The sequence below is a fragment of the Pseudomonas sp. Leaf58 genome, from assembly GCF_003627215.1.
Taxonomy (GTDB): Bacteria; Pseudomonadota; Gammaproteobacteria; order Pseudomonadales; family Pseudomonadaceae; genus Aquipseudomonas.
This window is the reverse complement of the sequence record NZ_CP032677.1, coordinates 1129242-1142724: the sequence shown is the minus strand read 5'-3', so window position 1 is coordinate 1142724 and position 13483 is coordinate 1129242. Positions and strand designations below refer to the sequence as shown.

At 62.2% G+C, this 13483-nt stretch carries 17 protein-coding genes; 5 read left to right on the top strand and 12 right to left on the bottom strand.

Features of this window, described 5'->3' with window-relative positions:
- Positions 1 to 25 precede the first annotated feature (25 nt).
- The 7 genes from xerD to ffh all read right to left on the bottom strand — a co-directional run bounded on the left by xerD (position 26) and on the right by ffh (position 5127).
- A complete protein-coding gene (gene xerD / locus DV532_RS05350) occupies positions 26 to 922 on the bottom strand; it encodes a site-specific tyrosine recombinase XerD (RefSeq protein WP_056796217.1) in 897 nt (298 codons plus the stop codon).
- 145 nt (positions 923 to 1067) lie between these two features.
- Positions 1068 to 1475, bottom strand: a complete 408-nt coding sequence (locus tag DV532_RS05345; RefSeq protein ID WP_009683444.1) for an acyl-CoA thioesterase — start codon at positions 1473 to 1475, stop codon at positions 1068 to 1070.
- Between the two features lie 98 nt (positions 1476 to 1573).
- Positions 1574 to 1924, bottom strand: coding sequence for a 50S ribosomal protein L19 (gene rplS / locus DV532_RS05340; protein ID WP_003252148.1), 351 nt, complete (start codon positions 1922 to 1924; stop codon positions 1574 to 1576).
- A gap of 42 nt (positions 1925 to 1966) precedes the next feature.
- Positions 1967 to 2719 carry a tRNA (guanosine(37)-N1)-methyltransferase TrmD gene (gene trmD, locus DV532_RS05335; RefSeq protein WP_027920104.1) on the bottom strand — a complete coding sequence of 251 codons (753 nt, stop codon included), beginning with the start codon at positions 2717 to 2719 and terminating at the stop codon, positions 1967 to 1969.
- A gap of 3 nt (positions 2720 to 2722) precedes the next feature.
- Positions 2723 to 3259 (bottom strand): ribosome maturation factor RimM, encoded by a 537-nt coding sequence (rimM, locus tag DV532_RS05330; RefSeq protein WP_056796214.1) that lies wholly within the window; start codon positions 3257 to 3259, stop codon positions 2723 to 2725.
- Positions 3260 to 3264: 5 nt separating this feature from the next.
- Positions 3265 to 3516, bottom strand: a complete 252-nt coding sequence (gene rpsP, locus DV532_RS05325; RefSeq protein ID WP_008094480.1) for a 30S ribosomal protein S16 — start codon at positions 3514 to 3516, stop codon at positions 3265 to 3267.
- A gap of 234 nt (positions 3517 to 3750) precedes the next feature.
- Positions 3751 to 5127 (bottom strand): signal recognition particle protein, encoded by a 1377-nt coding sequence (gene ffh, locus DV532_RS05320; RefSeq protein ID WP_056796211.1) that lies wholly within the window; start codon positions 5125 to 5127, stop codon positions 3751 to 3753.
- Between the two features lie 254 nt (positions 5128 to 5381).
- Between ffh and DV532_RS05315 the strand changes: the two genes are divergently transcribed.
- The 3 genes from DV532_RS05315 (at position 5382) to DV532_RS05305 (ending at position 8981) form a co-directional block, all read left to right on the top strand.
- Entirely contained in the window at positions 5382 to 6191 is an 810-nt protein-coding gene (locus tag DV532_RS05315) for an inner membrane protein YpjD (RefSeq protein WP_056796209.1), read from the top strand.
- Positions 6192 to 6200: 9 nt separating this feature from the next.
- Complete coding sequence (locus tag DV532_RS05310) at positions 6201 to 7406, top strand: transporter associated domain-containing protein (protein ID WP_056796207.1); 1206 nt, start codon at positions 6201 to 6203, stop codon at positions 7404 to 7406.
- Between the two features lie 273 nt (positions 7407 to 7679).
- Positions 7680 to 8981, top strand: a complete 1302-nt coding sequence (locus DV532_RS05305) for an MFS transporter (RefSeq protein WP_056796203.1) — start codon at positions 7680 to 7682, stop codon at positions 8979 to 8981.
- A gap of 71 nt (positions 8982 to 9052) precedes the next feature.
- On the opposite strand, the gene purT is transcribed toward DV532_RS05305, so the two are convergent.
- The 5 genes from purT to DV532_RS05280 all read right to left on the bottom strand — a co-directional run bounded on the left by purT (position 9053) and on the right by DV532_RS05280 (position 12218).
- The gene (gene purT / locus DV532_RS05300) at positions 9053 to 10234 is read right to left on the bottom strand and encodes a formate-dependent phosphoribosylglycinamide formyltransferase (RefSeq protein ID WP_056796200.1); all 1182 of its coding nucleotides are present in this window, start codon (positions 10232 to 10234) and stop codon (positions 9053 to 9055) included.
- A 76-nt stretch (positions 10235 to 10310) separates the two neighbouring features.
- On the bottom strand, positions 10311 to 10778 hold the full coding sequence (locus DV532_RS05295) for a VUT family protein (RefSeq protein WP_056796198.1): 468 nt from the start codon (positions 10776 to 10778) through the stop codon (positions 10311 to 10313).
- Between the two features lie 83 nt (positions 10779 to 10861).
- Positions 10862 to 11056, bottom strand: a complete 195-nt coding sequence (locus tag DV532_RS05290; protein ID WP_056796195.1) for a DUF1289 domain-containing protein — start codon at positions 11054 to 11056, stop codon at positions 10862 to 10864.
- A complete protein-coding gene (locus DV532_RS05285) occupies positions 11049 to 11573 on the bottom strand; it encodes a gamma carbonic anhydrase family protein (protein WP_056796192.1) in 525 nt (174 codons plus the stop codon). Before DV532_RS05285 ends, DV532_RS05290 begins: the two co-directional genes overlap by 8 nt.
- Before the next feature lie 45 nt (positions 11574 to 11618).
- Positions 11619 to 12218, bottom strand: coding sequence for a CoA pyrophosphatase (locus DV532_RS05280; protein ID WP_056796190.1), 600 nt, complete (start codon positions 12216 to 12218; stop codon positions 11619 to 11621).
- A 124-nt stretch (positions 12219 to 12342) separates the two neighbouring features.
- On the opposite strand from DV532_RS05280, the gene DV532_RS05275 reads away from it, so the two are divergent.
- Both DV532_RS05275 and DV532_RS05270 read left to right on the top strand, forming a co-directional pair.
- Complete coding sequence (locus DV532_RS05275) at positions 12343 to 12894, top strand: NUDIX hydrolase (RefSeq protein ID WP_056796725.1); 552 nt, start codon at positions 12343 to 12345, stop codon at positions 12892 to 12894.
- Positions 12895 to 12916: 22 nt separating this feature from the next.
- A complete protein-coding gene (locus DV532_RS05270) occupies positions 12917 to 13471 on the top strand; it encodes a murein L,D-transpeptidase family protein (protein ID WP_056796187.1) in 555 nt (184 codons plus the stop codon).
- The last annotated feature ends 12 nt before the right edge of the window (positions 13472 to 13483 follow it).

The window sequence follows — 13483 nt, the reverse complement described above, 5'->3', positions numbered from 1 at the left end:
CCGGTCGATGAAACATGAAAAACATTCATCCACGCGGGTGATGCTGGGCGTGCAGTTGCTGCAGGCGGGCCTTGGCGACGTGGGTGTAGATCTGCGTGGTCGACAGGTCGCTGTGGCCCAGCAGCATCTGCACCACCCGCAGGTCGGCGCCGTGGTTGAGCAGGTGGGTGGCGAAAGCATGGCGCAAGGTGTGAGGCGACAGTGACTTGTCGATGCCGGCCACTTGGGCGTGGTGCTTGATGCGGTGCCAGAAGGTCTGTCGGGTCATCTGTTCGCCGCGCAAGCTGGGGAACAAGACGTCGCTGGGGCGGCCATTAAGCAATTCGGCGCGGCCGTCGCGCAGGTAGCGCTGCAACCATAGCACTGCCTCTTCGCCCATGGGCACCAAACGCTCCTTGCTACCCTTGCCCATCACCCGCAGCACGCCTTGGCGCAGGTTGACTTGGTCGAGGGTCAAGCTGACCAGTTCGGTAACACGCAGGCCGCAGGCGTAGAGCACTTCGAGCATGGCGCGGTCACGCTGGCCGATGGCTTCGCCCAGGTCCGGAGCTTGCAACAAGGCTTCGACGTCGGCTTCGGACAGCGACTTGGGCAGTGGTTTACCCAGTTGCGGCATGTCGACTTGCAGGGTCGGGTCGATGGCCACCAGCTTTTCCCGCAGCAGATAACGGAAGAAACCGCGCAGGCCCGACAGAAAGCGTGCGGTAGAGCGTGGTTTGTAGCCCTGGTCGATGCGCCAGGCCAGGTGGTCGAGGATCAGCTCGCGACCGGCGTCGGGTAGGCTGACCGAACGCTCCTGCAACCAGCCATTGAACAGGGCCAGGTCGCTGCGGTAGGACACGCGCGTGTTGTCGGACAGGCCCTTTTCAAGCCACAGGGCGTCAAGAAACTGGTCGATCAGGGGGTGGTCTAGGGCGGGCATTCGGGGCTGCTGGGTGTTGGAGATGGGGCTAGTGTTTCACAGCAGCTTAGGGGTTGTCTGTACTGGCCTCTTCGCGGCTAAAGCCGCTCCTACAAGGAAGGCTCAGGCATGAAGGCCGCGCGCGAAGAGGCCGGAGCATGAGAACTCAAGCCTGTGGCAGCACCGGCACCGGGCGCTTGTCTTCATCGATGGCAACGAAGCTGAACACCCCGTGGATCGCCCGCTCGCGCCCGTCCAGGTACATGTTCTCGACGAACACATCCACCTGCACCTGCAAACTGGTATTACCGACCTTGATTACCGTACCTACCAGCTCGACGATCGAGCCCGCCGGGATCGGGTGCTTGAAGTCGATGCGGTCGGTGGACACCGTTACCAGCGGCAGGCGACAGAAGCGGGTGGCAGCGATGAACGACACTTCGTCCATCCAGGCCAATGCAGTGCCGCCGAACAGGGTGTTGTGGTGGTTGGTGGTATTGGGGAACACCGCCTTGGTCACGCGGGTCACCGACAGCTCGGTGCGGCGCTGGATTTCCTGGTCTCGGGTAGTCATGACAAATCACATCTTTTTCGGGGTTTCAAAACGCAAAAAAGCAGCCCGAAGGCTGCTTTTTTCTCGCTAGGCGGCCTTGGCCACCGGGCAAACTGTACTCAGGACAGTTTTTCCTTGATGCGAGCGGCTTTGCCGGACAGGTCGCGCAGGTAGTACAGCTTGGCTTTACGCACGTCACCACGACGTTTCACGGCCAGGCTGTCGATTTGCGGGCTGTAGGTCTGGAAGGTACGTTCTACACCAACGCCGCTCGAGATCTTGCGCACGGTGAAGGCGCTGTTCAGACCACGGTTACGCTTGGCGATAACAACGCCTTCGAACGCCTGCAGACGGGAACGCTCACCTTCCTTCACTTTAACCTGGACGACAACGGTGTCGCCTGGTGCGAAGGTTGGGATTTCCTTGCTCATCTGCTCGGCTTCGAGCTGCTGGATGATCTTGTTGGTCATGCTGTGCTCCTAAGATGGATACGCGATCCACCATCGATACGTTTAACTATCGTCCCGCTCGTGGAGATATTCCTCGAGCAGCTTCTTCTCTTCTCCAGAAAGTGAGCGACTTTCCAGAAGATCGGCGCGTCGTTCGAAGGTCCTACCAAGGGACTGCTTCATCCTCCAACGCCGGATATGTGCATGGTTGCCACTTAGCAACACGTCGGGAACACGCTGATCCGCATACACCTCAGGTCGGGTGTAATGCGGGCAATCGAGCAGACCGTCGGTAAAGGAATCTTCCTCCGCCGAGTCCACATGCCCTAAAGCTCCGGGCAGCAGCCGCGTAACCGCATCGATCAGAACCATGGCCGGCAGCTCGCCACCGGAAAGCACATAGTCACCAATCGACCACTCCTCATCGACATGAGCCTCGATAAAGCGCTCGTCGATGCCTTCATAACGACCGGCGATCAGGATCAACGATTCCTGTTCGGCCAGGCCTTTGACCGCCTGCTGAGTCAGCTTGCGGCCTTGCGGCGAAAGGTAGATCACCTTTGCCGATGCTCCGGTCGCTTGCCTGGCGCTAACCAGTGCGTCTTCCAGAGGCTTGATTTTCATCACCATGCCCGGACCACCGCCAAACGGCCGATCATCTACCGTATGGTGACGATCTGTGGTGTAGTCCCGCGGGTTCCAGCACGTTACCTGAAGCAACCCCTGTTTTACCGCGCGGCTGGTAATGCCGTACTCGGTGATGGCCGAGAACATCTCGGGGAACAACGTGATGACGTCTACGCGAAGGTTACCCATCGTTTAGAAGTCCGCGTCCCACTCAACCCGCATCACGCCTGCTTCCAGATCGACTGCCAGCACGCATTGCTCCGTATAGGGCAACAGACGCTCGCGATCATCCAGGCTGCCTGCGCACGGCTTGACCACCATTACATCGTTCGCACCGGTCTCCAACAGGTGATCGACCTTGCCGAACAGCTGTTCGTCCTGGTTGATGACCTTCAAGCCCTGCAACTGGTACCAGTAGTACTCGTCGACGGGCAGGTTGGGCAAAAGGCTCCGCGCAATGCAGATTTCGTGACCACTCAGAAGACGGGCTTCATCACGATCATCGAGGCCTTTCAGTTTCACGACCAGGCCCTTTGGGGAGCCACGACCGCTGACCAGCTCGACCTGCTTTACCTTGCCTTCGTGCCGAAGCGTCCAGCGCGGGTAATCCAACAGGTTTTCAACCGGATCGGTAAAGGAATACACCTTCACCTCGCCGCGAACGCCGTGAACCGAAAAAATCTTGCCAACGACGATGAGGTCGTCAGCCTTTTCTGGCGTCGCGTTCATACTAATTAGGCAGCAGCCTTGGCAGCGTCCTTCAGCAGCTGAGCAACGCGCTCAGACGGCTGTGCACCCTGGCTCAGCCAGTAGGTAACGCGCTCTTGGTTGACCGACAGCTTGACTTCGGCGCCCGATGCGATCGGGTTGAAGAAGCCTACGCGCTCAACGAAACGGCCATCACGGGCGTTACGCGAGTTGGTCACGGTCAGGTGGTAGAATGGGCGCTTTTTCGAGCCGCCACGGGCAAGACGAATGGTTACCATGTGAACATTGTTCCTATAGTCGGTACAGCAAATCTGAATGCCAAATAGGCACACGGGTGCCCAAAAGGCCGCATATTCTCAGGGAATACACGGACATTTGCAAATGACTTTTTCGGCAAGGCCTTGCCTTACCGATCAGATTTGCTGGTTAAGCCGCGAAATCCACGGCCGTTGGCCCGCCGTAGCGGGGTTCTGGGCGCCTGCCTCTGCAGAGGCAGGCGCCCGAATCAGGTGTTACAGCTTCGGCATGCCGCCGCCTGGCAGCATCCCGCCCAGGCCGCGCATCATCTTGGCCATGCCGCCCTTTGCAGAGAACTTCTTCATCATCTTCTGCATCTGCTTGTGCTGTTTGATCAGCCGGCCGATGTCCTGCACCTGGGTACCGGAACCCAGGGCGATACGGCGCTTGCGCGAACCGCTGATCAGGTCGGGGTCGCGGCGCTCGGCCGGGGTCATGGAGTTGATGATCGCTTCCATCTGCTTGAACTGCTTCTCGGCCGCGCCCTGGGCGTTGCCCATCTGCGACAAGTTGACCCCGCCGATGCTCGGCAGCTTGTCCATCAAGCCGCCAAGGCCGCCCATGTTCTTCATTTGTTGCAGCTGGTCGCGGAAGTCTTCGAGGTCGAAGCCCTTGCCTTTCTTAAGCTTCTTGGCCAGCTTGTCGGCCTTGGCCTTGTCGATGTTCTGCTCGGCCTGCTCGATCAGGCTGAGCACGTCACCCATGCCGAGGATGCGCGAGGCGACACGGTCGGGGTGGAACGGCTCGAGGGCCTCGGTCTTCTCGCCCATACCAATGAACTTGATCGGCTTGCCGGTAATGGCCCGCACCGACAGCGCCGCACCACCACGGGCATCACCGTCGACCTTGGTCAGCACCACGCCGGTCAGCGGCAGCGCCTCGCCAAACGCCTTGGCGGTGTTGGCGGCGTCCTGGCCGGTCATGGCATCGACCACGAACAGGGTCTCGATCGGCTTGACCGCGGCGTGCAGGGCCTTGATCTCGTGCATCATGTCGGCGTCGATGTGCAAACGGCCGGCGGTGTCGACGATGACCACGTCGATGAACTTGAGCTTGGCTTCGCGAATGGCCGCTTCAGCGATGGCCACCGGTTTCTGGCTGATGTCGGACGGGAAGAAGGTAACGCCGATGTCGTTGGCCAGGGTTTCCAGCTGTTTGATCGCCGCCGGGCGGTAGACGTCGGCGGACACCACCATCACGCTCTTTTTCTTGCGCTCTTTAAGGAAGCGCGCAAGCTTGCCGGCGGTGGTGGTCTTGCCCGCACCCTGCAGGCCGGCCATCAGCACCACGGCGGGCGGGGCGGCATTCAGTGCGAGGTCTTCGTTGGCCGCGCCCATCAGGCTTTCCAGCTCAGCCTGGACGATTTTCACGAACGCCTGGCCCGGGGTCAGGCTGCGCGACACTTCGGTGCCGACCGCACGGTCCTTGACGCTGTTGACGAAATCCTTGACCACCGGCAGGGCAACGTCGGCTTCGAGCAGGGCCATGCGCACTTCGCGCAGCGTGTCCTTGATGTTGTCTTCGGTCAGCTTGGCCTTGCCGGTGACATGGCGCAGCGTCTGTGACAGGCGGTCGGTCAGGTTTTCGAACATGGTGATCCTTTCAGGCCCAGTAAAAGCCGAGGTTTGTCAGGTGCCCAAGGGGAATGCATACCCGCGGGGCACAGCAAGGCGGCGATTATAGCGAAGTGCGGCGGCGGCGCACACCTTGGCTTCCGAGCGGCATGCTGCAAGCCTCAAGAAAAGCAGCCCTACCGCGCATCGGCCCTCGCTTGTGGCTTGCGGCTTCCAGCTTGCAGCTCACTATGCCAAACTCCGTCTCTTTAAAGGCTCGCCATTCAGGACTTATGTTCTCCTCACCCAGCCTCATCCCCAACCTGATCGCCGCCGGCCTCTATATAGCTGCGGCCATATACCAGGGCTCGCACCTGGCCCAGAACCGTAAGGCCGACAAACGGCTGCTTGCCCTGCTGGGTGCCGTAGCGGTGCTCGCCCAGGCCGGAGCGCTGTTCTTCCAGCTGCTCACCCCGCTGGGCCTGAGCCTGGACTTCTTCAGTGCTGCCAGCCTGATCGCCGTAGCGGTCATCACCCTGACCCTGCTGGCGTGCTTGCGTATACCGGTGGAAAACCTGCTGGTGCTGCTGTTCCCGCTGGGCGCGGTGACCGCGCTGCTGGCCCAGTTCGCGCCCCCCGGCACGGTGCCACTGATTAACGAAGAGCCGGGCATCCTCGCGCATATCCTGCTGTCGATCCTGGCCTACGGGCTGTTCACCATTGCGGTGTTCCAGGCGCTGCTGTTGCTGCTGCAGGACCGCCAGCTGAAAAACAAGCACCCGTCCGGCATGATCCGCAACTTCCCACCGCTGCAAACCATGGAAAGCCTGCTGTTCGGCTTCCTTTGGGCTGGCTGGTGCCTGTTGTCGTTGTCGCTGATTTCCGGCTGGCTGTTCCTCGACAACCTGTTCGCCCAACACCTGGTGCACAAAACCTTGCTGGCCTGTGTCGCCTGGGTGGTGTTCAGCGTGCTGCTGTGGGGCCGCACCCGCCTGGGCTGGCGAGGGCACATGGCCATCCGCTGGACGCTGGCCGGTTTCTGCCTGCTGATGCTGGCCTATTTCGGCAGCAAGCTGGTTCGCGAATTCATCCTGCATATCTGACTGCGGCCCATGGACACCCTGCCCTACGCACCGCTACTGGGTACCTTGGCACTGGCGCTGCTCTGGGCGGCGCTGTTCACCGCCGTGGATGCCGCCCGCGTGCAGCTCAATGGCTCGTTGCGCAATGGCGACGATGGGCACCCACCCTTGCAAGCCCAGGCGCTGGTACTGTGCGCCAGCCTCGGCAAATTGCTGGTACTGGGCCTGGCCTGCCTGATCGGCCAGCGCTACAGCGGTGAGCACGGCTTCTGGCTGGCCGGCCTGGGCGCCTCTTTGGCCTTGCTGGTTTTTGCCGAGTTCTTGCCTCGGCGCCTGGCCCGGCGCAACCCGCAGGCACTGGTGAGCCTGGGTGTCAGCTTGCTGAAGGCGCCCCTTGCGCTGCTGCAACCCTTTGCCTGCCTGCTCGACGGCTGCGCCAAGCTGATCTTGCGGCCGTTCCGGGTGCAGCCGACAGCGGTCGCCCTGCACCCACAGGAAAACGACCACTTCGACGAGGACGAAGAGCGCGAGCCGCCCCGGCACAGCCTGCTCGACGGCCTGCAATCGCTGGACAAAGTTACCGTCAACGACATCCTGGTGCCGCGCAACGAAGTCGATGGCATCAACCTGGACGAGCCACTCCAGCGCATCATCGAGCAACTGATCGTCAGCCGCCACACTCGCCTGCCGGTCTACCACAACGATATCAACCAGGTAGAGGCGATCCTCAATACCAAGCTGATCAGCCACCTGCTACCCAAAGCCGAGCTCACCCTCGAAGCCCTTCATGGCGCCTGCTACGAGCCGTACTTCGTCCCGGAAAGCACGCCCCTGCAAATGCAACTGCTGAATTTCCACAAACAGCAACGCCGCCTGGGCGTGGTGGTGGACGAGTACGGCGAGGTGCAGGGCATCGTTACCCTGGAAGACATCCTCGAAGAGATCGTCGGCGAGTTCGAGGACGAGCAGAGCCTTGAGAACCCGCATGTTCACCCACAGCCCGATGGCACCTTCGTCATCGACGGCACCGCTTCGCTGCGCGAGATCAACCGCACCCTGGGCTGGCACCTGCCCTGCGACGGCGGGCCAAAAACCCTCAACGGGCTGGTCACCGAAGCGCTGGAGAGCATCCCGGAAAGCGCCGTTTGCCTGAAGATCGGCCGCTATCGCCTGGAAATCCTCGAAACCGAGGACAATTGCGCCAGCAAGGTGCTGGTGTGGACCGTGAGCCGATAGCTATACTCGGGTCACGCTTACCCAGCCCCGCCGTAACGCCTGCTACCCGCACTCGGCGCCCCACGGCCAGTCCGCTCCACTGACACGCCCTGCGGTCCTGCTTCAACACCCCGAACAGTGCCCGCGCCCGCCCCTACCCCCCTGGGGCTATCGTCAGTCGGGCGCACACAACAACAAAACGCTCCGGCGCCCGCGCAAGCGTGCCTGCCCTTTGCAGCACACCGTCGCGAGGCTAACCCATGGAGCCGGACCAGACTGTTAGGGACCTACTTAATGACTACCAGCAGCACCTATGCCCAAGCGCCCACCGCGCCGGTGAATTCGCCCGCGCGGGTAGCCACTGCCAGCTTCATCGGCACCGCCATCGAGTTCTACGATTTCTACGTTTACGCTACCGCCGCTGCCCTGGTAATCGGCCCGGTGTTCTTCCCCTCCGAGTCGGGCACCGCGCAGATGCTGGCGGCCTTCCTCACCTTCGGCATCGCCTTCCTCGCCCGGCCGCTGGGCTCGGCACTGTTCGGCCACTTTGGCGACCGCATCGGCCGCAAGTCGACCCTGGTCGCCTCGCTGTTGCTAATGGGCGTGTCCACCACGGCCATCGGCGTGTTGCCCGGCTATGACAGCATTGGCGTGTGGGCGCCGATCATTCTCTGCCTGCTGCGCTTTGGCCAAGGCCTGGGCCTGGGTGGCGAATGGGGTGGTGCGGCCTTGCTGGCCACCGAAAACGCACCCGCAGGCAAGCGTGCCTGGTTTGGCATGTTCCCGCAGCTTGGCCCCTCCATCGGCTTCCTGGCCGCCAACGGCCTGTTCCTGACCTTGGCGTTGACGCTCAGCGACGAACAGTTCCGCGACTGGGGCTGGCGCATTCCGTTCTTGCTCAGTGCCGCGCTGGTGCTGGTAGGCTTGTATGTGCGCCTCAAGCTTGAAGAGAGCCCGGTGTTCGCCAAAGCCGTAGCGCGCCAGGAGCGCGTGAAAATGCCGGTGGTAGACCTGTTCGCCAAGCACTGGTGCCCGACCCTGCTCGGCGCTGCCGCGATGGTGGTGTGTTATGCACTGTTCTACATTTCCACGGTGTTCTCGCTGAGCTACGGCGTGACCACGCTGGGCTACAGCCGCGAGACGTTCCTAGGCCTGCTGTGTTTCGCCGTGGTGTTCATGGCCCTGGCTACGCCGTTGTCGGCCTGGCTCAGTGACCGTTACGGGCGTAAGCCGGTGTTGCTGGTTGGCGGCCTGCTGGCAGTCGCTTCGGGCTTTACCATGGAGCCGCTACTGACTTCGGGCTCGACCACTGGCGTAGCGCTGTTCCTGGCCATCGAGCTGTTCCTTATGGGCGTGACCTTTGCGCCAATGGGGGCCTTGCTGCCTGAGCTGTTCCCTACTCACGTGCGTTATACCGGCGCTTCGGCGGCGTACAACCTGGGCGGCATCGTCGGGGCCTCGGCAGCGCCGTTCTTTGCCCAGAAGCTGGTGAGCATGGGTGGGTTGAGCTGGGTGGGGGGGTATGTGTCGGCGGCGGCGGTGATCAGCTTGATTGCTGTGCTGTGCCTGAAAGAGACCCGCGATAGCGAGCTGTAAGCCTCAAGCCTCAAGCTGCAAGAGATGCGCATCCTCTTGCAGCTTGCAGCTTGCAGCTTGCAGCTTGCAGCTTAGAACTCGACCTTGACCGCCTGCGCAGCGCGGGTCGCCTTGGCCCGCGCCAGTTCGACCGACTCGTCACGTGCCAGGCACACGCCCATGCGCCGGGTACCGTTGATTTCCGGTTTGCCGAACAGGCGAATAGCGGTGTCCGGCTCGCTCAGGGCAGCGCCCAGGTTGGCGAAGCTGGTCTGCTGCGATTGGCCTTCCGGCAAAATCACCGCCGAAGCCGACGGGCCGAACTGGCGCACGGTCGGAATCGGCAAGCCGAGAATGGCCCGAGCATGCAGGGCGAACTGCGACAGGTCCTGGGAAATCAGGGTCACCAGGCCGGTGTCATGCGGGCGTGGCGAGACTTCGCTGAACCACACCTGGTCGCCCTTCACGAACAATTCCACGCCAAACAGGCCGCGACCGCCCAGGGCATCGGTGACCGCCTTGGCCACGCGCTGCGACTCGGCCAGCGCCTTCGGGCTCATGGCCTGCGGCTGCCACGACTCCTGATAATCGCCCTTCTCCTGACGGTGGCCGACCGGCTCGAGGAAAGTGGTGCCGCCCGCGTGGCGCACGGTCAGCAGGGTGATTTCGTATTCGAAGTCGATGAAGCCCTCGACGATCACCCGGCCCTTGCCGGCACGGCCGCCTTCCTGGGCGTAGTCCCACGCCTTCTGCAGATCGGCATCGCTGCGCAGCAGGCTCTGGCCCTTGCCCGACGAACTCATTACTGGCTTGACCACGCATGGGTAGCCGACATCGGCCACGCCCTTGGCGAAATCTTCATAAGTGTCGGCAAAGTGGTACGGCGACGTTGGCAGCTCCAACTCTTCGGCGGCCAGGCGGCGGATGCCTTCTCGGTTCATGGTCAGCTGGGTGGCGCGGGCGGTGGGCACCACGTTGAAGCCTTCGTTTTCCAGCTCGACCAGCGTGGCGGTGGCGATGGCTTCGATTTCCGGGACGATGTAGTGCGGCTTCTCGGCCTCGATCACTGCACGCAGGGCAACGCCATCGAGCATGTTGACCACGTGGCTGCGATGCGCCACCTGCATCGCCGGGGCATTGGCGTAGCGGTCGACGGCGATCACCTCGACGCCCAGGCGCTGCAGCTCGATCACCACTTCCTTGCCCAGCTCGCCACAGCCGCACAGCAGTACACGGGTCGCGGTGGGCGACAAAGGGGTTCCGATACGGGTCATTTCAGGTCCTCGAAGGCATCCGGGGCCACACCAAGCTTGGCGCCGCCCGCTGAAAAAGGACCGCTATTCTACACCATCAGCCCGCCGCGGCAGCCCGCCGGGCACGAAATGCCATGGCCAACCACACAGCGGTGACACCGGCGAATTTCGACGCCATGGCAGTACCGATCACGGCTGGGGTCAGGGCACCGATCATGCCGAAGAAGATGAAGGTATCCACTGGGATGCTCAGTGCCGAGCTCAGCCACAGGCGGTCGCGCAGTGGCCGACGGGTGATGCTGAACACCAGCCAGTCGATCAGCTCGGAGATGAAGAACGCAGTGGCGCTGGCCAGGGCGATGGCCGGTTCCGAGGTGACATAAGACAGCACCAGAGCCACTAGCATGGCCACCAGGGCGCCGTGGCCGAAGCGGGTTTGCACCATGTCACGCAGGATGAACACCAGGCCGCCCCAGGCGGACCAGATGATGTCCAGGTGCGGGGCACTGGAGAAGGCGTAGTTGATCAGCACTACGCTGCTGATATAGGCAATTAGATAGAACATGGCGGGTAGTCTGCGGGCAAGCCGCACAGATTACCGTTGGCTTGTTCGCGGGTAAACCCGCTCCTACAGGGCTGCGCGTCGGCCTACAGGATGAGGCCGGCCTCTACTGCCCGTTGATGGCACAGCTTCAGCACCGCCCGGCGCTCGTCGTTGTCCATCCGCCCCCAGCGGCCAATTTCCGCCACACTTCGCTGGCACCCGGTACAGATATCCTGCTCGTCCAATGCGCAGATGCTTACGCACGGCGAGGCCACCGGCCGCTCTACAACGTCACTCATGGTCTACCACCAACTCCTGCGCATAACGCTGGGCATTGTGTACGTAATGCGCGGCGCTGGCTTCGAGCATGCGCTTCTGCTGCTCGGTCAGTTCGCGCACGACCTTGCCCGGCGAGCCCATCACCAACGAACCGTCTGGAATTTCCTTGCCCTCGGCAATCAGCGCGTTGGCGCCGATGATGCAGTGCTTGCCGATACGCGCACCGTTAAGGATCACCGCGTTGATGCCGACCAGGCTGTAGTCGCCCACCGTGCAGCCATGCAGCATGGCGTTGTGGCCGACGGTGACGCCCTTGCCCAGGGTCAGCGGCGAGCCCATGTCGGTGTGCATCACCGTACCATCCTGCACATTGCTACCCTCGCCGATGTCGATCAGCTCGTTGTCGCCGCGCAACACGGCGCCAAACCACACGCTGGCATGGGCCTGCAGGCGCACATTGCCGATCAGCGTGGCGTTGGGTGCAGCCCAACTGGTGGGGTGGCTCTCGACCCGCAGGTCGCCCAGGCGGTATTTCATGGTTGCTCCTCAGGCTGCAACGCAGACGGCAGGGTAAGGCCCCGCTCAGTTTTCGATGTATCGCTCAGGGGGCTGGTGCAGGCTGATGCCGGCATCGAACAGCAGGTTGACCAGCTCGACGATCATGATCGCCGACAACCCCCAGATTTTGTATTCGCCATAGCGATAGCTGGGCACATACCAACTGCGACCCTGGTAATCGATACGGTGTGTATGGTCGCGCGGGTCTTGGCGGAAGAACTCCAATGGCACGGTAAATACTGCCGCGATCTCGGCATCATTGGCGCGGTATTCGACAAAATCAGGGATGAGCCCGACGAATGGTGTCACTTTCAGGCCATGCAACGAAATCAATGGGCTGAGTGGGCCGATCACTTCCACCAGCCCCGGCGGCAGGCCTATTTCCTCTTCCGCTTCGCGCAAGGCGGTGAACACCAGGTCCGGGTCTTCCGGGTCGCGGCGGCCACCCGGGAAGGCGACTTCGCCGCCATGGGTGGACAGGCCCTTGGCGCGCAGGGTCAGGACCAGTTCGGGCGCTTCGCTACGGGTAATGGGCAAAAGGACCGCCGCTTCGGGGAACCGTCGGTCGGTTACCAGTGATGCGGGTTGGTGGTTGCTCATTCGGCGAAGTAGCTCGTCCAGCATTGCGCACGCTCGTATCCAAGGCCTGCCTTGCATGATGCACCAAAGCCGCGAAGCACCCAAGCCCCGTGCGCTTGCGGTGACCTGGCTGTCGCGCCAAGATAAGCCTGAGCCAAAGGAACCCCACATGAAATTTTGCAGCGCGTGCGGCCAGCCGGTCACTCAACGCATCCCCGAGGGCGACAGCCGCCTGCGGTATGTTTGCGGGGCCTGCCAGACCATCCACTACCAGAACCCCAACATCGTTGCCGGTGTGTTGCCCACCTGGGGCAGCCAGGTGCTGCTGTGCCGGCGCGCCATCGAGCCGCGCCGGGGCTTCTGGACCCTGCCCGCCGGGTTCATGGAAAACGGCGAAACCCTCGACCAGGCCGCCCGTCGCGAAACCGTCGAAGAGGCCTGCGCGCGGGTCGGGCCCATGAGCCTGTACCAGCTGTTCGACCTGCCGCACATCAACCAGGTGCATGTGTTCTTCCGCGCCGAACTGGCGGACCTTGGGTTCGCTGTGGGGGTCGAAAGCCTGGAAGTGCGGCTTTTCGAAGAACATGAGGTGCCGTGGGGCGAGCTGGCTTTTCGCACCGTCACACGCACACTAGAATGCTACTATCGCGACCGCATCGGGCAGCACTACCCCATAGGCCATGAATACCTGCCGCCGATGAACGTCTCGACCACTACCTAGAAGCCTTTAGAGATACCCTTACATGCGCTGGTTGCTTGCCCTTTTTTGCCTTTGCGTTACCTCGGTGTCCCAGGCGGCCTTCACCGAGACCATCCTCCGCAAGCCACAGCCGGCAGCGCAAACCCTGTCGCCCTCGCAGCAGGCCATGCAACCGCTGATCGACAAGGTGCTGGTGATCAAGTCCGAGCGCCGCCTGCAACTGATCAGCCGTGGCGAGCCGCTGAAAACCTACCGCATCTCGCTGGGCAAACAGCCCAAGGGCGCCAAGGAACGCGAAGGCGACAAAAAAACCCCCGAGGGCCTCTACTGGCTGGACTGGCGCAAGCAAAGCGACCGCTTCAACCTGGCCATGCACATCAATTACCCAAACATCAGCGATGCGGCCCGGGCGACCCGTGAAGGGGTGAGTGCCGGCAGCATGATCATGATTCATGGCACGCCGATCAACGACGATTACCCGGAATGGTACTTCCATACGCTGGACTGGACCGATGGCTGCATTGCCATGCGCAACCGCGACATGCAGGAAGTATGGGACCTCGTACGGGACGGGACGTTGATCGAAATTCGGCCTTGATAGCGGGCCTTT